This window comes from Bradyrhizobium sp. Cp5.3, assembly GCF_000426265.1.
Lineage (GTDB): Bacteria > Pseudomonadota > Alphaproteobacteria > Rhizobiales > Xanthobacteraceae > Bradyrhizobium > Bradyrhizobium neotropicale.
The window spans coordinates 18,617-43,977 of record NZ_AUFA01000050.1; the positions used below are offsets into that span (position 1 = coordinate 18,617).

At 58.4% G+C, this 25,361-nt stretch carries 20 protein-coding genes and 3 pseudogenes; 18 read left to right on the forward strand and 5 right to left on the reverse strand.

Going from position 1 to position 25,361, the window contains the following annotated elements; genetic code table 11:
* Positions 1 to 10: 10 nt before the first annotated feature.
* Positions 11 to 955, reverse strand: coding sequence for a LysR family transcriptional regulator (locus tag K289_RS0135940; RefSeq protein ID WP_027555859.1), 945 nt, complete (start codon positions 953 to 955; stop codon positions 11 to 13).
* A gap of 886 nt (positions 956 to 1,841) precedes the next feature.
* Between K289_RS0135940 and K289_RS0135945 the strand changes: the two genes are divergently transcribed.
* From K289_RS0135945 to K289_RS0136005, 13 genes are all read left to right on the forward strand, one after another.
* Entirely contained in the window at positions 1,842 to 2,438 is a 597-nt protein-coding gene (locus K289_RS0135945; RefSeq protein WP_027555860.1) for a NodA family N-acyltransferase, read from the forward strand.
* Complete coding sequence (gene nodB / locus K289_RS0135950) at positions 2,435 to 3,091, forward strand: chitooligosaccharide deacetylase NodB (RefSeq protein ID WP_027555861.1); 657 nt, start codon at positions 2,435 to 2,437, stop codon at positions 3,089 to 3,091. The genes K289_RS0135945 and nodB overlap by 4 nt, the downstream gene beginning before the upstream one ends.
* Before the next feature lie 15 nt (positions 3,092 to 3,106).
* Positions 3,107 to 4,465 carry a chitooligosaccharide synthase NodC gene (nodC, locus tag K289_RS46355; RefSeq protein ID WP_084788853.1) on the forward strand — a complete coding sequence of 453 codons (1,359 nt, stop codon included), beginning with the start codon at positions 3,107 to 3,109 and terminating at the stop codon, positions 4,463 to 4,465.
* Positions 4,466 to 4,500: 35 nt separating this feature from the next.
* Entirely contained in the window at positions 4,501 to 5,103 is a 603-nt protein-coding gene (gene nodS / locus K289_RS0135960) for a nodulation methyltransferase NodS (protein WP_027555862.1), read from the forward strand.
* 21 nt (positions 5,104 to 5,124) lie between these two features.
* The gene (gene nodU / locus K289_RS0135965) at positions 5,125 to 6,840 is read left to right on the forward strand and encodes a nodulation protein NodU (protein WP_027555863.1); all 1,716 of its coding nucleotides are present in this window, start codon (positions 5,125 to 5,127) and stop codon (positions 6,838 to 6,840) included.
* Positions 6,828 to 7,745 carry a nodulation factor ABC transporter ATP-binding protein NodI gene (gene nodI, locus K289_RS0135970; protein ID WP_027555864.1) on the forward strand — a complete coding sequence of 306 codons (918 nt, stop codon included), beginning with the start codon at positions 6,828 to 6,830 and terminating at the stop codon, positions 7,743 to 7,745. Before nodU ends, nodI begins: the two co-directional genes overlap by 13 nt.
* Positions 7,738 to 8,526: an ABC transporter permease gene (locus K289_RS0135975; protein ID WP_027555865.1), complete on the forward strand. Its 789-nt coding sequence runs from the start codon at positions 7,738 to 7,740 to the stop codon at positions 8,524 to 8,526. The genes nodI and K289_RS0135975 overlap by 8 nt, the downstream gene beginning before the upstream one ends.
* A 505-nt stretch (positions 8,527 to 9,031) precedes the next feature.
* Positions 9,032 to 11,098: a carbamoyltransferase gene (locus tag K289_RS46360; RefSeq protein ID WP_051311160.1), complete on the forward strand. Its 2,067-nt coding sequence runs from the start codon at positions 9,032 to 9,034 to the stop codon at positions 11,096 to 11,098.
* 3 nt (positions 11,099 to 11,101) lie between these two features.
* The gene (locus tag K289_RS46365) at positions 11,102 to 12,151 is read left to right on the forward strand and encodes a nodulation protein NodZ (RefSeq protein WP_305728255.1); all 1,050 of its coding nucleotides are present in this window, start codon (positions 11,102 to 11,104) and stop codon (positions 12,149 to 12,151) included.
* A gap of 88 nt (positions 12,152 to 12,239) precedes the next feature.
* Entirely contained in the window at positions 12,240 to 13,424 is a 1,185-nt protein-coding gene (locus K289_RS46370; protein WP_051311154.1) for a sulfotransferase, read from the forward strand.
* Positions 13,425 to 13,542: 118 nt separating this feature from the next.
* A complete protein-coding gene (locus K289_RS0135995; RefSeq protein WP_027555866.1) occupies positions 13,543 to 14,184 on the forward strand; it encodes an FkbM family methyltransferase in 642 nt (213 codons plus the stop codon).
* 346 nt (positions 14,185 to 14,530) lie between these two features.
* Positions 14,531 to 15,601 carry a GDP-mannose 4,6-dehydratase gene (gene gmd, locus K289_RS0136000; RefSeq protein ID WP_027555867.1) on the forward strand — a complete coding sequence of 357 codons (1,071 nt, stop codon included), beginning with the start codon at positions 14,531 to 14,533 and terminating at the stop codon, positions 15,599 to 15,601.
* The gene (locus tag K289_RS0136005) at positions 15,582 to 16,526 is read left to right on the forward strand and encodes a GDP-L-fucose synthase (protein WP_027555868.1); all 945 of its coding nucleotides are present in this window, start codon (positions 15,582 to 15,584) and stop codon (positions 16,524 to 16,526) included. Before gmd ends, K289_RS0136005 begins: the two co-directional genes overlap by 20 nt.
* A 12-nt stretch (positions 16,527 to 16,538) precedes the next feature.
* Here the strand turns inward: K289_RS0136005 and K289_RS52570 are convergent.
* Positions 16,539 to 16,975, reverse strand: a pseudogene (locus tag K289_RS52570) (hypothetical protein); the annotation flags it as partial.
* A gap of 311 nt (positions 16,976 to 17,286) precedes the next feature.
* On the opposite strand from K289_RS52570, the gene nifA reads away from it, so the two are divergent.
* Positions 17,287 to 19,113, forward strand: coding sequence for a nif-specific transcriptional activator NifA (gene nifA / locus K289_RS0136015; protein ID WP_027555870.1), 1,827 nt, complete (start codon positions 17,287 to 17,289; stop codon positions 19,111 to 19,113).
* A gap of 331 nt (positions 19,114 to 19,444) precedes the next feature.
* Here nifA and K289_RS49430 read toward each other — a convergent pair whose 3' ends face one another.
* A complete protein-coding gene (locus tag K289_RS49430; RefSeq protein WP_082908038.1) occupies positions 19,445 to 19,690 on the reverse strand; it encodes a hypothetical protein in 246 nt (81 codons plus the stop codon).
* 1,334 nt (positions 19,691 to 21,024) lie between these two features.
* On the opposite strand from K289_RS49430, the gene K289_RS0136020 reads away from it, so the two are divergent.
* The 3 genes from K289_RS0136020 (at position 21,025) to K289_RS46375 (ending at position 23,876) form a co-directional block, all read left to right on the forward strand.
* Entirely contained in the window at positions 21,025 to 21,345 is a 321-nt protein-coding gene (locus K289_RS0136020) for a hypothetical protein (RefSeq protein ID WP_156918366.1), read from the forward strand.
* An 858-nt stretch (positions 21,346 to 22,203) separates the two neighbouring features.
* Positions 22,204 to 23,535 carry a type II toxin-antitoxin system HipA family toxin gene (locus K289_RS0136025; RefSeq protein ID WP_027555872.1) on the forward strand — a complete coding sequence of 444 codons (1,332 nt, stop codon included), beginning with the start codon at positions 22,204 to 22,206 and terminating at the stop codon, positions 23,533 to 23,535.
* Positions 23,536 to 23,654: 119 nt separating this feature from the next.
* The gene (locus K289_RS46375) at positions 23,655 to 23,876 is read left to right on the forward strand and encodes a helix-turn-helix domain-containing protein (RefSeq protein WP_371260894.1); all 222 of its coding nucleotides are present in this window, start codon (positions 23,655 to 23,657) and stop codon (positions 23,874 to 23,876) included.
* A 92-nt stretch (positions 23,877 to 23,968) separates the two neighbouring features.
* Here the strand turns inward: K289_RS46375 and K289_RS0136035 are convergent.
* A pseudogene (locus K289_RS0136035) lies at positions 23,969 to 24,640 on the reverse strand (ATP-binding cassette domain-containing protein); the annotation flags it as partial.
* A 57-nt stretch (positions 24,641 to 24,697) separates the two neighbouring features.
* Here K289_RS0136035 and K289_RS53195 point away from each other — a divergent pair.
* On the forward strand, positions 24,698 to 24,823 hold the full coding sequence (locus tag K289_RS53195) for a hypothetical protein (RefSeq protein ID WP_371260895.1): 126 nt from the start codon (positions 24,698 to 24,700) through the stop codon (positions 24,821 to 24,823).
* 239 nt (positions 24,824 to 25,062) lie between these two features.
* Here K289_RS53195 and K289_RS0136040 read toward each other — a convergent pair.
* Positions 25,063 to 25,361, reverse strand: a pseudogene (locus K289_RS0136040) (IS256 family transposase); the annotation flags it as partial.

The following is a 25,361-nucleotide window of genomic DNA, read 5'->3' on the forward strand; positions in this document are numbered from 1 at the left end:
ACCAGGCAGATCAGTTGTGCCTGCGAGCTCGGCTGTTCTCGTGTTGAGGAGACATGCGAGCTGCCTGCTCGAGCAACAACTGTCGCATCCAGATGCTTGCTGGATGGGTATTGTGAAGCGCCGTCCATTGGACGGCTTCGGTGAAGCCGGACAGCGGCAGTGGAAGTTTGTTGAGCCGAAGGGGCATCGTTTTCGCGAAATGCTTGGCCAATGTCAGGGGCATCGTGGCAATTCTGTCAGTATCCAAGAATAAGGGTGGGACCATGCTGAAGCCTTGGACGATGACTTCGAGCCGCCTCTTGAGGCCGTGCTCGAGCAGAAACCATTCCTCTATGGAGGGGATTCGCGTGCGACAAAATTTGACCGCAACCTGCCCCATTGACATGTACCTCTCGAACGTCAACTGCCGCGATAGCTGCTTGTTTGAGCGACAACCCACGCAGACGAACGTCTTTTCGTAAAGCCTCGCCTTTGGATGGCCGCCTGTCATGTAAAGTTCGGGCAGGATGAGAAAATCGATCTCGCCACGGTGAAGAGCCGATCCGGATAGTCCGTGAGACCCATAAGTTCGAAGGCTGACGGCTGGAGCGTCTCGCGCAACACGCTCTATGATATTGCGAAGAAACACAAGTGTAGCGTAGTCGGACGCGCCGATCTTGAAACAGCGCTCAGATTGAGCTGGGTCGAATGCTTCGCGAGATGTGATGGAGAGCTGGATGTGAGGCAGCGCCTCGCGGGTCGGAGCGGCGAGCGCCTCGGCGCGAGGCGTAGGAACGAGCTCACGTCCTCTCATCGTAAAGAGCTCGTCGCGAAAGTAGGAACGTAACCGCGCAACGGCTGCGCTCATCGCCGGTTGGCTCAAATTTATGCTGCGCGCCGCCGCCGTGAGTTTGCGCTCGGTCATCAAAGCATCGAGCGCGACGAGGAGATTGAGATCAAGGCCTCTAAAACGCATGCCGCCACCTATCCATAGTCCAGATGTATTTGATCCAAACAATCGATTTTACCAATTCCCGCGACGTGACGTAGGGAAATCGTACGTGATTTGAGAATTTTGTAGGTTTTGGAGAAACGCACTTGGCACCGCAGTTCATAAAGGTTGGTTATGACCGTTTGCTTGCGGTGACGCCGGCCGCCGTGGCGAGGTTGCCGCAAACCCGTAATCGCGTTTCGAGGCAGTTCCGCCACTCCAACTATGGCCAGTTTGGTCGACGACGTTCAGGTGACGAACGCCAGGACCCGGCCGCTGCAATCGGCAGGGCCATTTCGGCTCAGCGAACACTTGGGCTCTCCTGTCAGACTTTCCGGCGAGCAGATCAACTGGTGACGGGCGCAAGTGTCTCCCTGACTGCGAGGGGCGCGTTCAGCGTAGCTGGCGGCGCGCCCCACCGATGCAGTCCTAGGTGCCGCGATGGGTCCTTGCGAAGCAAGCCGCCGTTCGAAAAGCTCCATGCCGCCATCGCAAGCAGTGTAGCTCGCAGTGCGGAGGGACGACGGTCTGAATGTGCGAGAGCGTGCTCGAAGCGGGGGCAGGTGAGGCCACGCGGAGAATCGGCTGGGGCCGGTGCGATTACGAAAGCTGGAGATGATCGGACGCGCGGCGGTGACCACGCTCACTGCAATTTGGCTTCGATCGAGCTTCCCGACGCCAACGCTTATGGCGGCCGCCAGCAAGTGGGGTTCGTTGAGACAGGTTCGTTCGCGAAGCCGGAGGCGCGAGGGCCCAATTGCACGATGGGCCAGCATCCGCGATCGCGAAGAGACGATCGGACGTAGATAGACGGCAATATCGATCGAACTCGTGTTGTGTCCCGGTAGGACGAGGAAGAGGAGAGATGTCCATGCGCTCTGAAATGCGCTGGAGGCTATGCTGGGAAAGCGAGCTCGAGCTCGTAGACCACATCGAACTGTCCGAGTTTTTCCAAAAGGCGTACGGAGCCAATGGTGAGTTCAATGCAAAGCCGTTCGAGGGCGGCCGGAGCTGGGCCGGTGCAAGGCCCGAGCTGCGCGTCATCGCGTACGACTCTCAGGGTATAGCGGGCCATGCCGGCGTACTGCGCCGCTTCATCAAGGTTGGGACCGTCGATCTACTGGTCGCCGAAATCGGATTGTACGCGGTGCGGCGAGATCTTGAAGGGCGGGGAGTCACCTATCACGGCGCGATCCACCTCATGTATCCGACCCTGCAGGAGCTTGGCGTACCATTCGGATTCGGTGGGGTTCGGCCTGCAATGCAGAAGCACGTCGAAAGGATCGGTCGGCACGGTTTCGCGACGGTTTTCACGGGCATGCGCGTGCGGTCCACCCAACCGGATATTTATCTCAACGTGCCCGCGACGCGGGATGAGGACGTACTGGTCGTAGTCTTGCCGATCGCACAGTCGATGGGCGATTGGCCCGCGGGTACGACAATTTCTCGCAATGGGCCAGAGCTATGACACATTTCGATCGCTTTTCGGAAGTGCGTTGCGAGTACGCGAGCGGCAATGCCGATCACAACGTTTACCTCACGTTTGACGACGGCCCAGATCCATTTTGCACGCCGGATATTCTGGACATCCTGGCAGATCATCGAGTTCCAGCGACATTCTTCGTCATCGGCGCGTACGCAGTGGATCATCCGAAACTGATCCGGCGAATGATCGCCGAGGGGCACGGTGTCGGAAACCACACCATGAACCATCGGGAGTTCTCCAGATGCGATCCCGTCGAAGTACAAGATGAAATCCTGACGGCGAGCGCAGCCATCAAGACGGCTTGTCCGCTCGCCTCACTGCGGCACGTGCGCGCGCCCTATGGGATTTGGACCGATGAAGCGCTTGCCGCGTCGGCCAATGCTGGACTGGCCGCCATGCACTGGTCGGTAGATCCAAAAGACTGGTCGCGTCCTGGCGCTGAATCGATTGTCGAGGCGGTGCTCACTGCGGTTCGGCCGGGCGCAATTGTGCTGCTACATGATGGGTGTCCGCCCGACGAGCGGGAGCGCGGCATTCATGCCTGTCGAGACCAAACCCTAAAGGCTGTGTCCCAGCTTATCCCGGCATTGCACGAACGAGGGTTTTCAATCCGTTCGCTCCCGCAAGTTCACTGAAACGCTGAGTATCACATGGACCTTCTTGCCACGACGAGCATCATCGCTGTGTCTTCTTACGCGCTGCTCTCCACGGTTTATAAGAGTGTACAGGCGCTTTACGCGGTGTCCCCAGATCCATCGTCGGCGCCTCATGATGCGTCCAGATCCTACATTCCGCCGAGTGTCGACGTCATCGTTCCCTGCTTTAACGAGGACCCGCAGACGTTATCGGCGTGCCTACAGTCCATCGCGAGCCAGGACTTTGCGGGAGAATTGCGCGTCTACGTGATTGACGACGGTTCTGCAAACCGCGGCGATGTTGCGCCTATCCATCAAGCCTTCACGCGCGACCCGAGATTCGAGTTCATTCTGCTGCAGAAGAACGTTGGCAAGCGCAAGGCGCAGATCGCTGCGATCCGCCGTTCATCCGCAGATTTTGTGCTGAACGTCGACTCTGACACGAAGCTGGCGAGCGACGTGGTCACAAAGCTTGCAGGCAAGATGCAAGACCCAGCGATCGGCGCGGCCATGGGGCAGCTGAGAGCCAGCAATCGGACGGAGAGCTGGCTGACCCAGCTGATTGATATGGAGTACTGGCTGGCATGTAACGAAGAACGCGCCGCGCAGGCTCGGTTCGGTGCCGTTATGTGCTGCTGCGGCCCCTGTGCGATGTACCGCCGTTCGGCGCTGGATCTGCTGCTCGATCAGTATGAGACACAGTTCTTTCGTGGAAAGCCAAGCGACTTCGGCGAGGACCGTCATCTCACGATCCTGATGCTGAAAGCCGGGTTTAGGACGGAGTACGTTCCAGACGCGGTCGCGGAAACGGTTGTGCCGGATAGCTTGGTCCCGTACCTCCGGCAACAACTCCGCTGGGCACGGAGTACATTCCGCGACACGTTGCTTGGGCTGCGCCTGCTTCCCGTTCTCGATCGGTACCTTACGCTCGACGTTGTGGGGCAGAATCTAGGCCCGCTGCTGCTTGCCCTCTCGTCACTCTTGGCGATTACCCAACTGCTGCTCACAGCCACGGTGCCGTGGTGGACAGGATTTACGATTGCGTCGATGACGATGGTTCGCTGCAGCGTGGCAGCAATTCGCGCTCGTCAGCTTCGCTTCCTTGCCTTTGCGCTCCACACGCCTATCAACATCTTTCTACTCCTTCCAGTGAAGGCCTATGCGCTGTGTACATTGAGCAACAGTGATTGGTTGTCACGCAAGGCCAATGCGCCAGATCCGGATGAAGACAAAGTCATTGTGCGAACCCAGATGGTAAGCCGGAAAAGCGCCGTCGAGCACCCGTGTGATGACGCCTGTGCAAGCCGCAACATGGATCGTCTGTCCCGCGGCTCCGGCTGGGCAGTGTCTGACTGCCCTTGTAGTGGCGAGTGATCATTCGAGCGACCCGAGGAGAACGGCTCGTGAGCATGGACATGACCTATCGATCGTTAGACCGGGAACTAGCCGCCGACGATCCTTGGCGTCTCGATGGCAATCCGTTCGAGCGGGAGCGTCACGCCGAAATGCTTCGGCTGTCGCTGACCCGAGGTGCGATCAAGAACGCCCTCGAAGTCGGATGTGCGGCCGGTGCGTTTACCGAAATGCTCGCTCCCCACTGCCAGCGGCTCACTGTCGTCGACGTTGTGCCGCGAGCAATTAGTCGGGCGAAGGAGCGGACGAGGCGATGGTCTCATATGGTATGGGTCGTCTCCGATATCCAACGTTTCTCCGCGGCAGAATCGTTCGATCTGATCGTCGTGGCGGAAGTACTCTACTATCTGGCTGACACAGTGGAGATGCGCGCGGCCATACGCAACCTGGTGGGAATGCTCGCGCCGGAAGGACTGCTGGTTTTCGGATCGGCACGCGATGCCAACTGCCGGCGCTGGGGTCACGCTGCTGGTGCGGAGACCGTTATCGCGATCTTGAAGGAAACTCTGGTCGAAGTCGGCAGGGTGCACTGCCAGGGTGAGTCGGTCAACGAGGATTGCTTGCTCGCCTGCTTTCGCAATTCAATTCAACCCAACTGACGACCTTGGAACGGGGGAACTATGCGCATCTGTGGTATCAAGTTGACGCATGACGGGGCGATTGCCCTGATCGAAGATGGACGCTTGGTCTTTTGCGTCGAGCAGGAGAAGCGAAGCAACAATCCGCGCTATCAAGCGATCGACAATCTCGATACAGTCGTCGCCGTCTTGGCAGAGCACGGTCTCGATCCACAGGACGTTGATCATTTCGTCATCGACGGCTGGGACGGAGAGTTCGAATCACAGTTCCAGCTACTCAGCGGGATGACGCCTATCACGCTTCGAGGGGCGCCGTATGTGGAGCGGGATGCCGAAGGCCTGCTCACGGCGCATAAGGGCCTCAAGCTCATGCTTGACGGCAGAAACTTCCCTTACGCGAGCTATCCGCATGTCACGGGCCATGTGGCGTCCGCGTATTGCACCAGCCCTTTCGCCAAAGCCGGAGAACCCTCATTTTGTCTTGTATGGGACGGCTGCATCTTTCCACGTCTGTATTATGTAGAGCCGCGCGGGGCTCGGTTCGTCGAGACGCTGTTTCCGATGATAGGTCATGCCTATGCCGCTGCAGGCCATCACTTCGGTCCGTATAAGCAAACCAGCCGAACCAATTGGGATCTGGGCACAGCGGGCAAGATAATGGCCTTCATCGCGCTCGGATCTGCTGATGAAGACATTGTGGAGGTATTTCGGCAGCTCTACGAGGAACACTTTGCTGCCGAGACGGAGCGTGCGCGCCGTTATCGTGCGGACATCCATAACGCGGAGTCCGCGTTGGCCGCCATGCATGAGTTCTTCGAGGCCAGCGCGCTCAGGCTTGTAGACAAGCGAGCCGAAGATGTACTCGCATCATTTCACTGCTTTCTCGAGCGTCTCCTTGTCGAACAAATTGCGATTGCCTTGCTGCGGCACTCGGGCCCGGGATCGCGCAATTTGTGTATAGCCGGTGGCTGCGGTCTCAATATCAAATGGAACAGCGCCCTGCGGGCAACGGGCTTATTCGATGCCGTCTGGGTGCCTCCGTTTCCGAATGACAGCGGCTCGGCAATTGGTGCAGCGTGCGCCGCCATGGTGTCGGACAAAGGCTTCATGCCTCTGGAATGGTCGGTCTATAGCGGTCCAGCCCTGCGTGATGGCGCCGTATCGTCCGAATGGGAGGCGGCGCCGTGCAGCATGCACGAACTTGCCACGATCCTCGCGAGCAACAAGCCCGTCGTGTTCCTCGCTGGACGAGCCGAGCTGGGGCCACGCGCGTTGGGCGGCAGAAGCATCCTAGCAGCGCCGACATCGGCGGAAATGAAAGACTATCTCAACGACATCAAATTTCGCGAACATTTCCGGCCAGTGGCGCCGATATGTCTTGAGGATTGCGCGCCGAAAATTTTCGATCCAGGGACGCCGGATCCTTACATGCTGTTCGATCATCAGACGCGAGAGGGCTGGCGCGACAAGATTCCCGCCGTTGTACATCTCGATGGGTCCGCCCGGTTGCAAACGATTGCTCGAACCTCTTCGCATAAGGTCGCAGAGTTGCTCGTTGAATATGAAAAGATCACGGGCGTTCCGCTCCTCTGCAATACCAGCGCCAACCAGCATGGACGTGGGTTCTTCCCTGACGCCGAAGCGGCCTGCCGATGGGGGCGCGTTGAGCACGTATGGTGCGACGGGCTATTGTGGACGAAAAAGCTGGCCTCCGTCGAAGGGGCAATGGCGGGCGAGCTGACTCCATGTCCAGCGTAGCGCTCGAACTTTCCGACGTAAAGAAGTCGTATGGCCAGAAGGCGGCCATCAATCGCCTGTCGTTCGCGGTGAGGCCGGGGGAGTGCTTCGGCCTGCTGGGACCGAACGGCGCAGGAAAAAGCACCATTGCGCGCATGATTCTCGGCATGGTGCGGCCTGACGCGGGCAAGATCACCGTGCTCGGCGAGCCCGTGCCGGCTCGCGCTCGCCTGGCGCGGATGCGAATAGGCGTCGTCCCGCAATTCGACAATCTCGAGCCGGAGTTCACCGTTCGCGAAAACCTGCTGGTATTCGGGCGCTATTTCGGAATGAGTGAACGCAAGATCAAAGCGGTCACGCCAGAACTGCTCGACTTCGCGCGCCTCGAAGGCAAGGCAGATGCGCGCGTCCGTGAGCTATCCGGAGGCATGAAACGTCGCTTGACCTTGGCGCGGGCTCTGATCAACGACCCCGATTTGCTGGTCATGGACGAGCCGACCACGGGTCTTGATCCGCACGCGCGCCATTTGATTTGGGAGCGTCTTCGAGTTCTCCTGGCGCGTGGCAAGACGATCCTCTTGGCGACGCACTTCATGGAAGAGGCGGAGCGGCTGTGCGATCGCTTGTGCGTGCTTGAGTACGGACGAAAGATCGCCGAAGGCGAGCCCCACATACTGATCGAGCGGGAAATCGGCTGCGATGTCGTCGAAATCTATGGCGGCGATCCGCAGGAGCTATGTGCGCTGATCAGGCCGCATGCGCGGCGCGTCGAAATAAGCGGTGAAACACTATTTTGTTATGCGCCGCACCCAGACCAGGTGAGTGCGAGGCTCCGCGGGCGGCCGGGTCTTCGACTGCTGCAGCGCCCGCCAAATCTCGAGGATGTCTTTCTGCGGCTGACTGGGCGGGAGATGGAGGATGCTTGAGGGTTATGCGACGGCCATGCCTGCCAACGCCTACAACTGGATCGCGGTATGGCGACGCAACTACCTTGCGTGGAGGAAAGTCGCGGTCGCCTCGCTTCTCGGAAATCTCGCAGATCCCATGACCAATTTGTTTGGTCTCGGCTTTGGCCTCGGAGCCATCGTAGGGCGTGTTGAGGGCACGTCATACATCGCCTTCCTGGCCGCTGGCATGGTCGCGACGAGCGCGATGACCTCGGCGACCTTCGAGACGATTTACGCTGCTTCCGGGCGCATGAACGTTCAACGTACCTGGCAGGGGATGCTGTGTACGCAGCTCACGCTCGGCGACATCCTGCTCGGCGAATTGGCGTGGGCGGCCAGCAAGGCCGTCCTGGCCGGAACGGCCATTGCGATTGTAGCCGCAACGCTGGGCTATGCAGCGTGGTCGTTTCTTCTGTACGGCCTGCCGGCGATTGCTCTTAGCGGATTTGTCTTCGCCAGCTTGGCGATGGTGGCCGTGTCGCTCGCGCCAAGTCACGACTATTTTGTATTCTATCAGACGCTTATCGTCACACCGATGGTGTTCCTTTGCGGTGCCGTCTTTCCGGTGACGCAGCTGCCTGCCGCCTTTCAGGACGTGGCTGGTTTGCTGCCTCTGACCCAATCGGTCGATCTCATCCGGCCAATGATGCTCGGTCACGAAGGGGGCAGCGCAGCCTTCCATATCGGGGCGCTGTGTCTCTATGCAGTGTTACCGTTCCTGTTGTCGGCGGTACTTCTCCGTCGACGCCTGATGAGCTGACGCCAGTTGCGCCGAAATAGGAGACCGAAGATGCAGCGTCGTGAATCGGGTAGCAACGGGATGAAGGCGAGTACGCTTGCCGTGAGCAGGGCAGAGCAGACTACCAAAGTCCTGGCGAATGAGCAGCTGGAAGCAGCGCTGAGCACCGGTATGAGTTTGATCGACACCCCCGAGAAGGATCTCGTTTCGTCTCGCAAGACCAAGCATGGAATTTCAGAGCGGTCTAACGGTAGCTGTCTTCGCAAGTCCCGCCGCCGCCAAGACATGGTGCTTACGACCAAGACCTTGAGTGCTGCTCGACCAAGCAGAGCGAAGCTGCCCGACCCCGCTGAACCAAGCGAGGCAGAACCGTCGGCAGAGCGGGTACGTCGCTGGCGGGCCTTATGGAGAATTCTTTCAGGGGCCGTAACGCCTGGTTGAGGTTCGTAGCGCCAAACGACGGTAGGCGGTGGCGAAATAGGATGGTCTACGGCCGGTAGGCGTCCCAGTTATTATGGAGAGTTGGATGCTGTGTCTCGGATTGAGTGGTGGACTGGACAAAGTATACGAAAACACGGTCGGACCGCAAAACACGTTCATGCATGACGGCGCTGCCGTTCTGGTCCAGGACGGCCGTGTGCTGGCGGCCGTCGAAGAAGAGCGGCTCAATCGAATCAAGCACTCCAACAAATTCCCAGCAGGCGCGATTCGATACTGCCTTGAGGCCGCGGGAGTGCAGCTTGGCGATCTCGATCGTATCGCCTTCTACGCGACAGAGACCTACTGCAACGCCATGCTCGAAAGCATGTTTGCCTCGCAGGCGGGGATCAACATTCCGCTCGATGCCAAACTATTGCTAAGGACGTTGCTGGCGCAGGAATTCGGCACCGAAGTTGATGCCTCGCGCGTCTCGTTCGTTGGTCATCATCAGGCCCACGCCGTAAGCGCATTTGCGATGTCGGGTTTCGAGGAAAGCCTTGTTCTCTCGATCGACGGCGGAGGGGATTTTCTGTCCGGCATCTTGGCGGTCGGGTCTGAAGCGGAAGTGAGGCAACTTGAGGCCTTCCCCGAGAAGAATTCGTTGGGACTCTTCTATCTCGAGACGATCCGGTATCTCGGTTATGGCTTGTTCGATGAGTACAAGGTCATGGGCCTGGCGCCCTACGGGGATCCCGCTGTCTATCGCAAGCTCTTTGAGCAGTTCTATGAATTGTACCCGAACGGGGGCTACCGGGTTTTCCTGGACGGCATCGGTCCTACCTTGCTGCGCAATATCCAGGCCCGCAAAAAGGGAATGCCGTTCACCCAGCAACATCGAGATGTGAGCGCTTCATTGCAGGAGGCGCTGGAGCGGATTGTGTTCCACCTGCTCCGGCATCATCGGGAGGCGACCGGCCTGAAGCGGCTCTGTCTGGCTGGAGGGGTGGCTCACAACTGCACGATGAATGGTAAGCTTCTGTACTCCGGGCTGTTCGAGGACATCTTCGTGCAGCCGGCGGCGCACGATGCGGGATGCGCATTGGGCGCGGCGCTGATGATGTCTGACGAAGTGGGCCGCCCCGCGCCGCGCGAACGGCTGAAGGAGGTGTACTGGGGACCCGATCTCGCGTCTGAGCACGAGTTGGAGCAGGAACTCAAAGCATGGGCCGGGCACCTCGAAGTCGAGCGCTGTGACGACGTGGCGGGCCGGGCGGCGGACTGGATGGCGGGCGGCGCCGTGATCGGGTGGGTGCAGGGCCGATCGGAGTTCGGGCCACGTGCACTTGGCAATCGGAGCATTCTTGCCGATCCCCGGCCTGCAGCGAACAAGGACCGCATTAATGCGATGGTCAAGAAGCGCGAGGGCTATCGACCGTTCGCGCCGTCGGTGCTGGAGGAGGATGCGCCAGACTATTTCGAGCTGCCAAATGGCGCGCGCGAATTCCCGTTCATGAATTTTGTCGTTCGCGTGCATCAGTCCAAGCGGGACCTGCTGGGCGCCATTACACATGTTGATGGAACGGCGCGGTTACAGACGGTATCGTGCAACTCGAATTCAACTTATTGGGCGCTCATCAATGAGTTCAAGAAGCGAACTGGCATTCCCGTTCTGCTCAATACCTCATTCAACAACAATGCCGAGCCTATCGTGGATACGATTGCAGACGCAGTCGCCACGTTCCTGACAACTGAGCTGGACGGTCTAGTGGTAGGTCCATTTCTCATAAAGAAGCGGACCGCAACGCTTGAAGATTGGTCGGCGCTGACGGTTTCGCTGCCGCCTTACGCATCACTCCATCGTGTCCGCGCCTTTACCGCGCCCGATCGGCAGGAGACGGTCTCTGAGATACGGACGAACGCTTCCGCCGGAGACGGATTGCGGATTTCGGATGACTTGTTTGATCTCCTGATGCGCATCGAAGGGGAGGGTGTCCTCGGGCATCTCCTGGATGCAGTGACGTCCGATATGGCCAGGCATGAAGCTCTGGTTACGGAGCTGCGCGGACTTTGGGAGCAGCGACTCATTCATCTGCGTCCCTCAACGCAGGTCGCATCAACGACCGTGACCAAGCAGCGAACTCGGGATAACCGGAACGCAATGAATATGGCTTGAGTCATGTCCCCAACTAACGATCGACGGCGCGAGCTTGGTGGTGAGTCGATGCAAAATCGGTTTGTGATTTCGAGACGGCGCACCGGCTTCGGTGATTGCCTGTGGTCGCTGGCGGCGGCCTGGAGTTACGCGCAACGGACCAGAAGGACGCTCGTCGTTGATTGGCGCGGCTCGTGCTATCTCGACCAGCCCTTCACGAACGCCTTTCCGGTTTTTTTTGAGCCGGTTGAAGACATCGCCGGCGTACCGGTCATTTGCGATGATCGGATCAATCAGGTCGCATTTCCAGGTCCCTTCTTTCCGTCATGGTGGAATAGGCCGCACATCGATTGCGCCTACCGCCCGGATGAACAAATTTTCAAAGAGCGAGACGAGCTGGGTAAGCTTTTCGAGTCCCAAGCGGATTGCGACGCTGGCACCGTGGTGTGCGATGCCTGTCTGATGTGGCGATGCGATCAGGATGCAGAACGACAGATATTTCGGAAGCTTAGGCCGACACTGGAGATTCGGGAACGGATTGAGGCAATCTACGAGGAGCACTTTAGAGGCTATAACATTATCGGAGTTCATGTTCGGCACGGTAACGGTGAAGATATTATGGGGCATGCGCCCTATTGGGCCGATCCGGAGTGTGCATTGCGGCAGATACGCCATGCCGTCGACATGGCAAAGGCACGGCCGGACCCAAGACCAATGAAGGTGTTCTTGTGTACTGATAGTACGTGGGTCCTCGATCGGATTTCAGATGTGTGTCCGGATCTCTTCACTGTGCCAAAGCGCTTCCAGACGCATCAGGCCGGACCATTGCATAGTGCCACGCTCGGCTTTGAAGGCGGCTGTTCCGCTCTCATCGAGATGTATCTCCTTGGTCGTTGCGAGACCCTGATCCGCTTTCCGCCGACCAGCGCCTTCACGCGGTATGCGAGCCTGTTCGTGCCATGCGTTATCGAGTTTGATTTGAATAATCCGGCTCGTCTGATCCTGAAAGGAGAACAGTTGAACGAGCGCTCTGGTGCCTTCGTCGAACATCATGTCGTTCGACAATCTACTTAACGAAGCTGTCGCTCACGCTTGGGCGCCTATTCCAGTGTCGCTGCAGATCCAAGCGTGTCTCCCGGTCGATCCCTTCCGGAGGTAAGGAATGATGATGCGTGATCTCAAGGCGTTCCCCGAAGTTTGCTTTCTTCTCGGTCTTCCCCGCTCGGGAACGACGCTGCTCGCGCATTTGCTGCAGCAGCATCCTGATATACTGGCCCCGCCAGAGCCCTGGCTACTGTTAGCCCTTGAGGCGATGGGTACGGTGGACCACCGCCACCCGGCGGGCTCGTCCCTGATTCGGGCCGCGACTTCCGAGTTCTTCGGTCGAATAGACCAGTCAAGTGTCCATCGCGTCTTCGCCGATGCAGCTTACGGTCAGTATTTGGCGGCGGCGACCAAACGCATCTTCATCGACAAGACGCCGCGCTATTGGATGGTGCTCGGCTTCCTGGAGGCCCTCTATCCAGAAGCGCCACGCATCCTGCTGATCCGCAATCCATATGCGATTGCCGCATCGCTCAAATCGACATGGGGAATTCCACTCCACTCGGCGAGCTGCCCGTCCGCCATTGGAGCCTGTCTCGCCGATCTTGTGCGCGGCCAGCCGACGCCGGCTATCGCATCCTCCCTCGCGGATCTCGTTCTTGGCCTTCCCGCCCTTGCCGAGCAGCGAGGCCACCCTCAGACGCAGGTAGTTCACTACGAACGTCTAGCGGCGGGGCCCGACGAGGAAATCCGGCGCTTGATCGCTTCGCTTGGCTGCGATCCAGCAGCTATTGAATCGGGGACGACCGAGAAAACGGACTACCTGCAGTCCAGCAGCTTCGGAGACCGAAACATATTGGAGAGAACAGCAGTCGATTCTCGCTCGATCCAGGCTTGGCAAACGGCACTGAGCGTAGAGGAGATGCAGGCGGTAACTGATCTCGTCGGGTCCGAACTCTTGCTGGATCTCGGGTATGAGGAAGAACTGCAGTATGCGCGCAAAGCCGGCGTTGTGGATAGGGGACGGGCAGTAACCGAACGCTATCGTCGGCTATTTCGCACCGGCTGGAATATGCTCGGCGGCACGAGAGCAACATCATTCGACATTTCGGCTCAATCTGTCGCGGGCGCAGCTCCGAAGCAAGCTGAAGAGAATGCCTCCTCGGCTTCTGATCCCTCCGGAATGGATGGGCCGGAGCCTACGGGCAAGTCCGAGGTCGAGGAGAATCTGACGCTGGTCAATTCGATGGTCTGCGACTTGGAGCAGGCGCTGACGGCCTCGAACGTCGATCAGCGCTCGTGAGATCTCTTTCAACCGGCGCACTGAATTTTCAACGAAATACCGCGGCTTCTTGGAGCCAGACGAAGGTCTATCCAGCGCACCGCAATGGACGTTTCGAACGCATGAAGGAGAACTTGTCTTGGTAACAGTACATGAGCACATCATCTCGCTTCTTCAAAAGCCAGATCCTGTCATTCTGGACATCGGCTGCAATGACGGAACAGATAGCCAATGCTTTCTCAAGCTGTGTCCGGAGGCCAAGCTCCATTGCTTTGAGCCGGATCCGCGAGCGGCAGCCCGGTTCAAAACGAAGATGGAGCCGTACCTCGACAAGGTCGCGCTGTTTGAGGTCGCTATCAGCGATCGAAATGGAACCATCGACTTCCATCCAAGCAATGGAGAGGGCGAGGCCAAAGAGTGGGATCTATCCGGCTCGATACGTCGACCGAAGAAGCATATTGTCGAGTATGATTGGGTTCGATTTGATCGTCCCATCCCGGTTGAGACTCGAAGGCTGGACGATTGGTGCGACGAAGCGGGTCTGAAGAAAATCGATCTCATTTGGATGGATGTACAAGGGGCCGAAGCGGACGTCATCGATGGCGGCAAAAAAATCTTGGACAAGACTCGGTTTCTTTACACGGAATACAGCGACAAGGAACTCTATGAGGGGCAGCTCTCGCTACAGGCCATTCTCCGACTGCTACCCTCGTTCGAGGTTGTGATCCAATATCCCCGGCAAGTTGAGGGGGATGTATTGCTCAGGAATACGAGCCTTTAGGACGCATCGTTCTGCTCCCGTCCAGCGACAGGCGTGCTTGCCATGCTGGTACGCCTGGCAGATGCGCGAGCGCTCACCAAATGCGCTCGCGAGCCGTCTTTACGCGATCGCCTTGCCGAGCAAGCAAGGTCAAGTTTTGACGGTCCTGGACGGCTTCCCGATTTCGGGCCTTTGAATTCGCGCGCAGACACCCTGGCTTATCCCAAGCCGGCGTGAAGCCCGCCTAGGCAAGCAAAAGGGCCGAGACCTCATCTGGCTATCGACCAATTCGAACATTTGCGTCGGGCTCTGGTGCATTGTTAGCGTTCATCTTAGGACAAAGCGGAGAGAAAGACAGGCTTGGGCAATGCGTGAGCGTATCGCTTTAATCACCGGCGTCACCGGACAGGACGGGGCCTATCTCGCGGAGTATTTGCTTGGTCTAGGCTATGTCGTCCACGGGATCAAGCGGCGGTCGTCATCCTTCAACACCGCGCGTGTCGATCATCTCTATCAGGATCCGCATGTCGGCAACGTGCCGTTCCTGATGCATTACGGCGACATGACCGACTCGACCAATCTGATCCGCTTGATGCAGCAGATCAGGCCAACCGAGATCTATAATCTCGCCGCCCAGAGTCATGTCGGCGTCAGTTTCGAGAGCCCGGAATATACCGCGAATGCGGATGCGATCGGCGTGCTGCGGCTGTTGGAGGCGATCCGTATCCTCGGCATGGAAAAGGAGACGCGCTTCTATCAGGCCTCGACCTCGGAGCTATACGGGCTGGTTCGGGAAATTCCGCAGAAGGAGACGACACCGTTCTATCCACGCTCGCCTTACGGCGTGGCCAAGCTCTACGGCTACTGGATCACGGTGAACTATCGCGAAGCCTATGGCATGTTCGCCTCGAACGGGATCCTGTTCAATCACGAGAGCCCGATTCGCGGCGAGACCTTTGTCACCCGCAAGATCACCCGCGGCGTCGCTCGCATCGAGGTGGGCCTGGAAGACGTCCTCTATCTCGGCAATCTCGAGGCCAAGCGCGACTGGGGCCACGCCCGAGACTATGTCGAGGGCATGCACATGATCCTCCAGGCGGACAAGCCGGACGATTTTGTGCTCGCAACCGGGGAGACACGCTCGGTCCGCGAGATGGTCGAACTCTCCTTTGCGCAAGTCGGCCGCCAGATCGAATGGCGCGGCAAGGACGTCGAGGAGATTGGTGTCGACAGGAAGAGCGGCAAGACCGTGGTCAGGATCGATCCGACCTATTTCCGCCCCACAGAGGTCGACCTCCTCATCGGCGATGCCAGCAAGGCCCGCGACAAGCTCGGCTGGAAGCCAAAGCGGACCTTCGCGCAACTGGTGCAGGAAATGGTAGCGAGCGATCTGAACGAAGCGAGACGGGAGGTCGCTGGTGCCAAGCACACCGTTTGAGCTGAAGGGGAAGACCGTCTATGTCGCTGGCCATCGCGGCATGGTCGGCAGCGCGCTGGTGCGCCGGCTCGCGCAGGAAGACGTGCGGCTGCTCACGGTCGGGCGGAACGAGCTCGAACTCTGCAACCAGGCCGCCGTGTTCGACTGGTTTGCGAAAACGCGACCGCAGGTGATCTTCCTCGCGGCCGCCAAGGTCGGCGGTATCGTCGCCAACAGCACTCTGCGCGCTGAATTCATCTACGACAACATCGCGATCGCCGCCAACGTCATCCACGCCGCGCATTTGAACGGCGCGGAGAAGCTGATGTTTCTCGGCTCGTCCTGCATCTATCCGAAGCTCGCAAGCCAGCCCTTGCGCGAGGATTCGGTCCTGACCGGTCCGCTCGAGCCGACCAACGAGCCTTATGCGATCGCCAAGATTGCCGGCATCAAAATGGCGGAAGCCTATCGCAGCCAGTACGGCTCCGACTTCATCAGCGTGATGCCGACCAATCTCTATGGACCCGGCGATAACTACCATCCAGAGTACAGCCATGTCGTGGCCGCCTTGATCCGGCGCTTCCACGAGGCCAAGCTCTCGGGAGTACCGAACGTCGTTGTCTGGGGCACCGGCATGCCACGGCGCGAGTTCCTCTATGTCGACGACATGGCAGATGCCTGCGTACACCTCATGAAGACTTACTCGAGTCCCGAGCTGGTCAACATAGGCACCGGCGAAGACATCACGATCGCCGAATTCGCTCGCGTGGTTGCCGCTGCCGTCGGCTATCAGGGCGAAATCACCTTCGACGGCTCGCGGCCTGACGGCACGCCGCGCAAACTGCTCGATGTCAGCCGTCTCGCTAGGTTCGGCTGGCGCGCGCGCACGTCGCTCGAGGAGGGCATCAGGCGCACTTATAAAGCGTATTTGCCGAGAGATGGCTGACACCGGATCTGATTAGCTGTTCCAACTTACTGAGCCCATCTTGAGAGGGATGACAAGCGAGGTGCGAGTGGAACGGTCCCGTTCATGGGGGGACATTTTCCTGCCAGCGATCGAACCAGCAGTTCTTTCTGTTGCGGGCCAGCTGGCCGAGCGGTGGATTGGGCTTGCCGCCCACAAGTCTTTCGCGACGGGCAGCGGCGCTATCTGCATGTCGGCCCACCACGTCCTCTCGTTGCCGCGCCGATGCAGCGCTTGATGGTGGGAGCGGCAAAACGGCACGGTAAACTCGTCGCTGACCTTGCGACCGAGAGCCCTGGGTTGGGCAGAATTGAGATGATGGGCATCGCATGGGGTCTGCTTGCAGACAAGGCAGGGCTGTTCCCGGACGACGGCCGGTGGGCTTTGCTGTGCTTGCGGGGAGGGTCCTTGGGAAAGGCGAGCCCCACCTTCTGTGTGTCGGTGCATTTCCTCACTGCGATGCGTAAATCTCACGTGTGGTGATCATCACGTCAGAGTCTTCATCGCGAGAAGTGACGTGTAGGTCGCGTGTGCCCTCTGTGCGAAACCAGACGCGCGTGATGTATGAAATCCGCCGATGTTTGGAGTCTGCCAAGAAACTTGCGGACGCGACATTGGGTCGCAAAGCATCAAGACTTGAACTGGATCGTACGGAATGTAGAGAATGGCACGCTTATGTGTTTAGCGCCGCATCAGGCAGGTGTGATATCTCTGCGAGCGTTGGTGCGAGATCGAGTGTCAGATGGAAGGCGATACTCCGAAGTTTGAACGAGGTGCCTGGCAGAATGATCAGTGCGAAGAAGGCACCGTCGAGACGCAGGCCACTTCCGAATGCGAGCGACATGAAGCCGAGACCGGCCGCTCCATCGTGGTCGCGTTGAACGAAACCGCACTGAGGGGCCTCGTCGAAATAACGCAAATACTCGCCAGTGCGTCTCGGCTTGAGGTTACGCTGGCGAATGTGGTCGACCTTCTGCAATCCTTCCTGCAGATGAGACACGGTGTGATTTCTCTCCTCGCAGATGATGACGAGCCCGAGATTGCGGTCGGTCCGGGATGGAGCGAGGGGAGCGATGAGCGCTACCGCATGCGCCTTCCGCAAAAAGCCATCGAGCAGATCGTTTCCACGGGCGCTGACTTTGTGGCCGAGAACATTGCCACGCATCCGGCGTTCAGTGCGGCAGATTTGGACGTGCTCGGCGCTTCCGATTACACGCGGGTGTCGTTCATCGGCGTCCCTATTGTCATCGATGAAAAAGTGGTGGGAACGCTGTCGATCGAGCGTGTGACGAACGACGAGCCAATGGTCCCACTCGAGCCCGACGTCCGCTTGCTCTGTATGATTGCCAAATTGGTTGGACAGTCAGTGAAGTTGCATCGCCTCGTCGGCCGCGACCGCAAACGTCTCATGTCAGAAAGCTATCGTCTTCAGAAGGAACTCTCCGAATTCAAGAACCAGAGGCGGGAGCGTAGGAAGGTGCATATCGACGGCATCATTGGCATCAGCCCGCCGTTACGTGGGCTGCTCGATAAGATCGCGGTGGTAGCAAAATCCAACGCAACCGTGCTGTTGCGCGGCGAGTCCGGAACCGGGAAGGAGCTCGTCGCCAAGGCGATCCATGAGCTATCGCCGCGTTCGAAACGGCCGTTCATCAAGATGAACTGCGCAGCGCTCGCCGAGACAGTGTTGGAATCCGAACTATTCGGTCATGAAAGAGGAGCCTTTACGGGTGCTCTCAATTCACGCAAAGGGCGTTTTGAGCTCGCCGACAAGGGGACGCTGTTCCTCGACGAGATCGGGGAAATCTCGGCCGCCTTTCAGGCAAAGCTGCTGCGCGTCCTGCAGGAGCAGGAGTTCGAGCGGGTTGGTAGCGCGCAGACCGTCAAGGTCAATGTCCGCGTGATTGCTGCGACCAACCGTGACCTCGAATTGGCCGTGGAAAAGAACGAGTTTCGCGCCGACCTGTACTATCGCATCAGCGTGGTTCCCCTACTACTGCCGCCCTTGCGTGAGAGGCGCAGCGACATTCCCTTACTTGCGGCGGAGTTTCTCAAGAACTTCAATCACGAGAATGGACGTACGCTGACCTTCGATCCAAGTGCCATGGAAGTCCTGATGAGCTGTGGCTTTCCCGGCAACGTTCGCGAACTCGAAAATTGCGTGCAGCGTACCGCGACGTTGGCGCCCGGACCGTCCATTCTCAAGGACGATTTTGCCTGCCGTCACGGCCAGTGCCTTTCCGCGCTGCTGTGGAAGGGCGGATCCAACGGAATGGCTCCGCGATCGGCACGGTGCGGAGAGCCTCCGGCAAAGCCGGTCATCGCGCGGGTTGAGGCGGCTCCGTTACTTCCCGGCCCAGCCCAGACGGGCGAGAATGAACCGGTGGCCTTGATGCCGGGTAATACCTCGCTTCTAAGGAGCGCGAACATCGCAGATCGTGATACCCTCATCGCCGCGATGGAAAAATCGGGTTGGGTGCAGGCAAAGGCGGCCCGTCTGCTTGGATTGACGCCGCGTCAAATCGGCTATGCGCTGCGGAAGTTTGGCATAGAGATTAAGAGGTTCTGAGCAGGCGACCAAACGGCTTGGCCGTTTCGGGACACCTCGCGCTGGGGTAGCGTGTTGAGCGGCAAAAGCGCGCGCCGAGATGTAGGCTCGGTAAACAGCTTTGCGTGGCGCTTCCCAGGCTAGAAGGCCTTCTAATCGCCCGCCGTCACTCGAAATCGGTCGACGCTCCCAATGCGGAGCTCGGTGGACGAGTGCGAAGGCTGTCCCGAGTGCACGAAATGTGATCTAATTAGGGGCCCCTCAAGACGACAGCAAGATGTTTGTTTCATCTCGATGCGCCTACAGCGGCAGATCCGAAAAGAGGGGAGAAGTCGTTGCGTGCGGCGTGGCGTCAGCTGCCCGGTCGCCGTCCCAACTCATTGCGTAGATTCCAGATGGCGCTGTTTGCCAGTTGAAAAGGATTTTGCTCGCCACTCCGCGATGAGCGCTCAAGATGGGCGCGCAGCCGCGCGCGCAACACGTCCCTCGCATTGTGAGTCAGGAACGGATCTTTCTCCACGAAGCGCCATGACTTCTCAAATGCCGCGCTCAGGAGAGGCTCGGATGTCCGGTTTCGTTCAGGCACAATGTCGTCCATTCTAGCAACTCCAGCGAGATACTGTCGTCAATCACGACACCTCGGTCTGGCCGAGATGTCGGAATTCGAACGCCTAAATGTCAATAAAAGCGAGGTGTCGTGGTGGCACTCAACTCATTGACGGGCATCGATGCGTCGAGGGTTTTATGGGCGCTTATTGAAGCGCTGATGACTGCGTCGCTATCAAGTGAGGCGAGTCTCACGTGGCGTGGCACTGCGGCAGTTTTATTTAGAATTGAAGCAGCTCTACTCGGCGAGAAATCGTCTCCACCTTCGCATCTGTCGCGATTTCGAACGATTGGCGTCCTCGCGTTCTGGGTGAGCTCTGCGAGATCGAGCACCAAGAGAGCTTTCCTTCTTCCGCATGGCATTCTTTTAGAATTGCCTTCTGCCTATCATTCTGACCGCAGTGCTCCGAATGACTGAACAGCTGTGAGCGCTGTGAGTGCCCGGCGGTATCGAGTTGGGATGTGTGCCATCGCCTTCAGAACGCGACTTCGCGATAGCCTCCGGTTCGGCAGGCGTGACTATCTGATGCGTCCAAACGGCGCCTGTGATTGAGCGGAGTTCGTGAGAAGTTGCCTGGCAGTCTCTTGGCCTTCCGCTTGCATGCGCATCTTCATGGCATCCAAGCAACCATTCTATGGTCCGCAACATTGGCGAAGTCGCGCCGAAGCGACGCGGTCGAAAGCAGCCTCACTGACCTGCCCCAAATCAAGGCGCAGGTTACTTAGGATCGCGGACGAGTATGAGCGGCTGGCCCGGCGCGCAGAAGAATCGATATTCGGATCAGATTGGGACATGGATTCCAGCAATTCTTCTTAAGTTCATTGAACCCGCGTCGTATCACGGTCCCCGCGCAGTCTTCGAAAAACAAAACGCATCATTCATGAATCGGCCAAGCTCTGCAAATGAGGGACGGCACGGCGAGATTCCGAAAAAGTGCGTCTTGAGGTCTCTCTCCGATGCACGTCGGTCCATGCGGTCGCGTATTGGGAGAGATAGGAACGCACGAGAAGTCTCGTCACGAGTTCATCAGCAAGCGGAATTCATGGCTGAATGGTGAGGCTGAGGCGTCAAACATGCGAACGCACTACCCCGAACGTTAGAGTGAGGCACCGCCAAGAGACCCAATCTATTGTCGATGCGAGCAAGCGCGAGAAGCCATGACCCACCGGATCTGGTAGGCGCAAAACAGCTTGAATCTCACGTAACGTCAGGGTGTAGCGTCGTCGCACAATAGGCCAAACTGCGGCCAAACTGCGCATGCGTCGACAGCGAATGTTCGCTTGTCTGACGCGGCCAGCTCACACAGCATGAATGAAGTACACAGCATGACGACGGGAGCAGATCCCCTCATTGAAGAGTCTCGTTTGTTGACGGCAGCGTTGCAGGAGCGCGCTCACGAGATATGGATTTGGTGTTTCTCACCTCGTGAGCGGATCGATTACATTCGAAAGAACCGCTCGCAGTTCGAGTTTCATAGCTACGGGCACCTGGTCGATGTGGTCCGCGGTCGGTGCTTCAATGGTTGTGCGTTGAAGCTGATCAATTGGCGCAATCGAGTAAGAGTCAACATGTGGCGTGCGGCCTCGGCATTTTGCATTGCCACTTGGTCGCTCATCATCTTCATTGCTATTTGGCTGCTAAGTTAGCTCAGGCCAGCGAGCAGCTGAAGTGCCGGGCGGAAGCCCTTAGATGATATGGTGGTGAGGCGGGTAACGAGCATATCGATCGCTTGAGCTGCGGCGCGGCCGTTAACGGCCAGAGCCGGCTCGCCTTGGCCGCAGCGATTCCTTTGTGTGCGATGACTGGAAGCTTGGGCCGCTCGACGCCGGTGCCCCGTGCTGAGCTCCTCGAAGAGTGCTGTGCGCCATGTTCCAACATCGTCATCAGTCGGCTCTCCGTGGAGTAATGGTAGGCGCTCGATCCGACGCAGCGCCTGATCGGCTGGTCCACAAACAAGACCCATTGCCTGATCTCGCCGGCGCAAAGCCGGCGACGAAATCTGCTCGCAACAAGCCTGCAAAACTCCGGCGATGACATCCGCGTTTCGGGAGGGCGAGTAGTTTTTGGGATGTTCTGGGTCCGCTCGTCACCGCCGCAGAGCGAGATAGTCACGGGTGTTGCCCAGTTGAACAAAGGCAACTGGGATCACTGGCGTAGTCAATCCACCCTTCGCTGACGCCTTCGCCAGCTCCTTTCATCGCCTGGGCTGCCGAGCTCTGGACGGTGAATCCGGGGGGCGACCCGGCAACCGGCATTGGTGTCTTTCAGCGTCCGAGCCAATCTGCAAACGTGTCTGTCTGGTCAGCCTCGAGCAGGCGTATCCAGCCCCGCGACTGCTCTCACCAACGGGAAATCTGCTTGGCGGGCCGTTGCTAGCCATCGATCCGCATCGGCAGGAGCCAAATCTGGTCGTGATCGGTTCCACTTAGCAAAAATTAACCCACTATAATGGGTTGATTATTGCTCTTCCGGTGCTTTATTCTACCTTATAAGGGGTAGATAAAATGAAGCTGACGATCCAGACCTTTATTGAGGGCAAATGGCGTGACGCCGCCCTCGTGACTTTGGAAGCTCCCGAGAAGGGCTACAAGAGCCCTTCCGGCACGAGCTACGAAGTGGATTATTTCGCGAAGTTCGGCGCTATTCCATATTCGGAAGACCGCCCTTTACGGGGCGTGCATGCCTACTCGGTCGATGCGCCAGTCGATCTGGCGGATCGTTCAGCCAAGACCTGGCCAGCATTTCTGTTGGATTTCATACCCCAAGGGCGGCATGCCGAAAGGATCGCCCGATTTCTGGAACTTCCGGTCGACGCGCCGTCTACGCGAATCCACCTCCTGATGAGAGCCGGCAGCTCTCCGGTTGGCAACGTTCGGATCAAAGAGGCGTACGATCAGGAAGCAGAACGCTTAGAGGGCATATCGCTCGGCGGCGTCACCATGAAGGATATTCTTGATCGCAGCGACGCATTTTTGGAGGTCGCTGATCGGTTTTCGATGCTTGCATCAGGCTCGAGCGGGCTGCAGGGCGACTGGCCAAAGGTTTCTCTAACTCGGTCGCGCGACGGACTTTGGTACCCAAATTCGATGGTGCAGGATGGTGACGGTGTCGACTACATCATTGCAAAACTTCTGCGCAGCGACGAGGGCATAGATCAGCGTATTCTGGAGTCGGAGGCGGGCTATTCGGAGGTCGCCAAAGAGTTCGGGATAGCGGTAGAGAGGACGAATACCTATGGCAGCGGGGTGCTCGTCATTCCGCGGTTTGATCGGAAGGTCACAGCCGATGGTTTGTTGCGCTACGGACAAGAGAGTTTGGTCTCGGCAATTGGTGTCGCAGAGTTCGCATATCAAAGCAGGCACGAAATCTACCTGAAGAAAATCCAAGCGGTTTCCTCCAATCCTCTGGAAGACACGACGGAGTACCTGCTTCGCGACATGCTGAACTTGGCCATGGGAAATCCCGACAATCACGGTCGCAACACCGCGCTCAGGAAGTTCCCAGATGGAAGCATACGGCTCGCCCCTTTGTTCGACTTCGCTCCGATGAAGATTGCGGCAGCGGGCATTGTCAGGTCTACGAAGTGGGGTTGCATGCTTGAAGGTGGGGGACAGGACATCGATCCGGACTGGCGGGAAGTCTGTGAGACGGTTTCGGGTCCAAACGTACCTGCTGAGAAGCTGATGGCCGCGTTGGCCGCCAAGGAAAACCTGTTGCGGGCACTTCCAGAGATCGCAACAAAACATGGTGTGCCAGACTCGGTTGTGACAAACGCGATAATTCGTAACGAAGATATGGCGAACGGTGTCGCTAAGCTACGCAATGTCCCAGCTTAGGGGTAATCGATATGGCTAGATGGCGTAAACCGACAAAGGAAGAGATTCGAGACCGTCGCACCGCGATTGCGGCGAAGGCTCGAGCTGGGGCGCTTCGTTTGCCGCAGGGAGTGGCGGAGATGCGCCGAGCGCTTGGACTCACCCAACTCGAATTTGCAAAGCTATTCAAGCTGACGCCGCGCCAAATCGCCGATCTTGAACGAGGGGCGGCAAATCCCACCGCGGAAACGCTGAACAGGATTGGACGTGTATTTGGATTTCAAGTTGGGTTCGTTCCGATCGCCGAGGCCTCGAAGGCTTCTCAGGAAGATGAGACGCATGTGCCCCCAGGCATACGCTAGTCTGAACTACCGAATGCCAACGGCTTCGGAGCAGCCACGAAGCAACGTGACAGCGCCCCGACACTCCTTCCGTCGCTTACGCGTAGTGTAGGCTATCGGGAAAATATTGAGATGGTCCTTGCCTGAACCTGTGAGCTGGATCCGGTTTGCGCCCGCCACAAGCGGGCGTAAGTGCCTCCAGCACTCAAGAGATCACGATGCTTTCCCTCCGCAACAATCCGCCGCTTGTCCAAGACCACGATCTTGTCGGCCCCACAAATGGCACTGAGTCGGTGACAGATGACGACAATGGTCTTACCGGCCCGACGCAGATTCTCAACCACCCGTAGCACAGACGCTTCGGCGACCGAGTCGAGAGAGGAGGTCGCCTCGTCGCGAATCAGGATCTCCGGATCCCGGTACAGAGCTCGAGCCAAGGCGAGGCGTTGCTTCTCGCCGCCGGAGAGGCGTGCGCCGTTCTCGCCCAGATGAGCCTGGAAGCCACCAGGCCAGCGCTCGATCAACTCCCGCAGCCCCATTTGATCGCAGATTTGCAAGATCTTCTCGATGTCCGGCTCGCCCTCGCCGAGGGCGATGTTCTCGATCACCGAGCCCGAGAAGACGTCGATCGACTGCGGTACCGCGGCAACGATGCTGCGCAGTGGTACGGTCGAGAGGTCATGGAGGCCATAAGGGCCGAACCGGATACGTCCACTCTCAAGCGGGTAGACATTCTGCAGTAGTGCTGCAAGGGAGCTCTTACCTGAGTCGCTTTCCCCCACTAAGTGCGGTTTGCTCAGCGTTGCGCCAGCGCCGGCTTTCGGCCCGAAATTCGCTACGAAGTGTCTCAGCTTTCGGCGATGCATGGGCTGGTCGAGGCCGGTGCGGGCCGCGGCTTCGTCCAACACTTCTTCATGCGACGTTCTTGTGCGCTACGACAACCCTCGGAGGATCGTCTGATGGACTAATTCAAATCGCGGACCCGGCGAGACCGACTGGATCGCGAATTTCGAGCTGTCAGGTTTGGTAGTTGGATGGCAGCTTCAGCGATCCTAATGAACCTTCATATCAAGCGCTGGATCTGCGGCGGGCTCATCGGTTTTGGTTCAGGTGTGGTCCAAAGATCCCAAAACAGTGCCAAACGCAAGTTTGGGGGATGTCCCGATCGCTGTTGAACTAGGTCGGGCCGACGTTGCCGGAATGAATGTTACGCGGCCCTCGTGACGTGGGCAACGGGGTTGATCGTCATGCGATTGTGGCGAGCTTGAAGAGCCGCACGCAGAACCGACAATTGCTTATGCGCCTTCAATCGTCGGAAGCCCTTGTTGGCCTCGATCATGCCGGCCGCGACCCATCGCAAGGCCATACCGGCATCCCGCCAGCGTTTGACGTTGCGCGTGACGCGGCGAATGGTGCCCATCATGTTCTCGGCGATGTTGGTACAGGCGAGCGATCGACGAAGCTCCTTCGGCAACTTCAACCGGACGACAGTCAGGATTTCGTCGA

What these genes read in the sequence shown, in the direction of transcription:
- K289_RS49430 (WP_082908038.1), bottom strand. Translation starts at nt 19,690, where the DNA reads ATGGACGACATTGTGCCTGAACGAAACCGGACATCCGAGCCTCTCCTG.
- K289_RS0136020 (WP_156918366.1), top strand. Translation starts at nt 21,025, where the DNA reads ATGACGACGGGAGCAGATCCCCTCATTGAAGAGTCTCGTTTGTTGACG.
- nodC (WP_084788853.1), top strand. Translation starts at nt 3,107, where the DNA reads ATGGACCTTCTTGCCACGACGAGCATCATCGCTGTGTCTTCTTACGCG.
- K289_RS46370 (WP_051311154.1), top strand. Translation starts at nt 12,240, where the DNA reads ATGATGATGCGTGATCTCAAGGCGTTCCCCGAAGTTTGCTTTCTTCTC.
- K289_RS0135975 (WP_027555865.1), top strand. Translation starts at nt 7,738, where the DNA reads ATGCTTGAGGGTTATGCGACGGCCATGCCTGCCAACGCCTACAACTGG.
- nifA (WP_027555870.1), top strand. Translation starts at nt 17,287, where the DNA reads ATGGAAGGCGATACTCCGAAGTTTGAACGAGGTGCCTGGCAGAATGAT.
- K289_RS46365 (WP_305728255.1), top strand. Translation starts at nt 11,102, where the DNA reads ATGTCCCCAACTAACGATCGACGGCGCGAGCTTGGTGGTGAGTCGATG.
- K289_RS0136025 (WP_027555872.1), top strand. Translation starts at nt 22,204, where the DNA reads ATGAAGCTGACGATCCAGACCTTTATTGAGGGCAAATGGCGTGACGCC.
- gmd (WP_027555867.1), top strand. Translation starts at nt 14,531, where the DNA reads ATGCGTGAGCGTATCGCTTTAATCACCGGCGTCACCGGACAGGACGGG.
- K289_RS0135940 (WP_027555859.1), bottom strand. Translation starts at nt 955, where the DNA reads ATGCGTTTTAGAGGCCTTGATCTCAATCTCCTCGTCGCGCTCGATGCT.
- K289_RS0135945 (WP_027555860.1), top strand. Translation starts at nt 1,842, where the DNA reads ATGCGCTCTGAAATGCGCTGGAGGCTATGCTGGGAAAGCGAGCTCGAG.
- nodS (WP_027555862.1), top strand. Translation starts at nt 4,501, where the DNA reads ATGGACATGACCTATCGATCGTTAGACCGGGAACTAGCCGCCGACGAT.
- nodI (WP_027555864.1), top strand. Translation starts at nt 6,828, where the DNA reads ATGTCCAGCGTAGCGCTCGAACTTTCCGACGTAAAGAAGTCGTATGGC.
- nodU (WP_027555863.1), top strand. Translation starts at nt 5,125, where the DNA reads ATGCGCATCTGTGGTATCAAGTTGACGCATGACGGGGCGATTGCCCTG.
- K289_RS46360 (WP_051311160.1), top strand. Translation starts at nt 9,032, where the DNA reads ATGCTGTGTCTCGGATTGAGTGGTGGACTGGACAAAGTATACGAAAAC.
- K289_RS46375 (WP_371260894.1), top strand. Translation starts at nt 23,655, where the DNA reads ATGCGCCGAGCGCTTGGACTCACCCAACTCGAATTTGCAAAGCTATTC.
- nodB (WP_027555861.1), top strand. Translation starts at nt 2,435, where the DNA reads ATGACACATTTCGATCGCTTTTCGGAAGTGCGTTGCGAGTACGCGAGC.